Origin of the sequence: Hydrocoleum sp. CS-953 (assembly GCF_002260545.1) — a bacterium.
In the GTDB taxonomy this organism is placed as follows: Bacteria; Cyanobacteriota; Cyanobacteriia; order Cyanobacteriales; family Microcoleaceae; genus Trichodesmium.
In genome coordinates, this window is record NZ_LGSU01000095.1 from 1 (window position 1) to 2,134 (window position 2,134).

Annotated in this window: 1 protein-coding gene; it reads right to left on the reverse strand. The window is 38.2% G+C overall.

The annotated features are described in order from the left end of the window. Positions 1-45 precede the first annotated feature (45 nt). A partial coding sequence (locus AFK68_RS00595; protein ID WP_371357165.1) for a ShlB/FhaC/HecB family hemolysin secretion/activation protein occupies positions 46-2,134 on the reverse strand: 2,089 nt, incomplete at its 5' end.

The window sequence follows — 2,134 nt, forward strand, 5'->3', positions numbered from 1 at the left end:
TACTCCCCTACTCCCCTACTCCCCCACTCCTAACTCCTTCTTCAATCAAAACGGTCGAACAATTACACTGAAATAAAACCCAGAATCTTGAGCATTATTGCCACGATCGTCTATATGTATCAAAGGCAAGCCATAGTCCAAACGTAGATCGACCTGTGGCACAGGTTGCCAAATCAAACCTATTCCAGCTCCGGCCAAAAATCTTTGCTCTGGTAAAAAATCATTACTGGGATTACTACCATCATTCCAAACAGCTCCGATATCTATAAAAGGAGTAAACTGTATCAAAGGCAAACCAGACTCGTCCCGATAAACCGTAATTCTGTCCTCAATAGAAAATCGAAAACCGTTATCTCCAGACCTGACATTTTGGCGATAGCCCCGTAACGACAAACCACCACCAATAATAAATTGTTGATATGGCAACACAGGAGTTGAGGACAACTGCAAATCTCCCTGGACAATCAATAAATGACTACCACTTAATCTTTGTACCCTTTGTACTTGGCCTAGCCAACTAAAGAAATGTCCATCAGGTTCTGGATCTTGCCTGACAGTAGCATCAAATAAACCAGTACCAATATTGAATTGCGATCGCAAAGCCCAAGCACCTAGAGGGTCTCGACGAATATAATCTTGTCCCAACCTAATTACTGTACTGCTATTAATACCATCATCCTCAGTGTCATCTGGATTGGCAAAATTAAAAAGTTCATCATTAAGGAAAGATTTTGTCCGCTGATAAGTCAAACCGAGAGACAAGGCAAATTCTTGTCTAGGATTTCTCAATATAGGTTGACGGTAACTAAACTCATATACATCTGTTGAGCCACTAATATCCAAATCCTCAAAATCTTGACCAATTCTATTACTGTTAGGTGCTGCTCTTACCTGCAAAGTACCATTCATGGCATTAATAGGCAAATTATAAATAAAGTCAAAGACATCTGATTCATCATCAAAAATTCTAGTGGTGTTATAAGATGCCACAAAAAAATCACCCCGTCCAGTTAAGTTGCGATGTAGGGCAGTCCAACCAGTTCGTTCTGAACCTACCGTTGGAGGAGAATAGTTATCAATGTTCATACTCAACTCGAAAGGATTTGTTTCTGTGACACGAACAATGAGAATACTTTCCCCTGGTGTTTGACTAGCTCGCAAACTAGCTTCAATATTTTCAAATAAAGGATTAGAGCGAAGTAACCGTAGTTGATTTTCTAGCCTAGCAGTGTCTAATGGCTTTCCTACTCCAAGGCGTATCCGACTTTTAATATAGGGGTCTCGTAATCTTTTTGTCCCTTCAATTTGGATTTCTCCTAAAATGCCTTCTACAACTTCAATCCTAACTACACCCTCGGTAATAGTTTGGGGAGGTAAAAATGCTCTTGAGGTAATATAGCCACGTTCTAAATAAATTTCGGTAATTGTATCTGCTACTTGCCGAAGTTCTAATAGAGTGACTAAACGTCCTTCTAGTGGCCCAACGAGGGTATTAATTTCTTCTGGGGTTAAAATTGTACTTCCTGATATTAAAATTCTCTGGACAGGAATTTCTTGATTTGGTTCATCTGGCAGAGGTTGGGATGGTGGTGGTTTTTGTAGTTCTTGTTCTTTGGGTGTTTCTGGTTGAGTTGGTTGGGGAAGGGGTTGGAGGAAGCGATCGCGATTTGGCTCTGGTCGGGGATTTTCTGGTAGACTATTTGGTAGTCTGGGCGGATTTGTTGGAGAATTTTGAGCATAAGTTGATTGGCTTTGAGTGACAGTATTAATCACTTCCCCTGAAGTAAGAGTGTCTTCAGTATTTTGTAACGTCTGAGTTAATTTTTGTATTTGTTTAATGTTTTTTTGTCGGGGATAAGTTTTTCCACCTGCAATTAATTTTATTCCTTCTCTTTTCCTAAGTTGAGATATTAAAGTTTTACGATTAAGGTTTTTATGTTGATGTTTATGAATTAACTTTGGAGTTAATTCTGATGTAAATTTAGATTTTTTGAATAATGAAATATTGCCTTTATTAGCTGTTAGTGAAGTTTTATTCAAGAATTTATCCACATCTGTAGTTTTAGATATAGCTTGATTAGCTAATAGGCAAATAATTGTAAATGTAGTAGGAATTAATGTGATAATTTTCAAC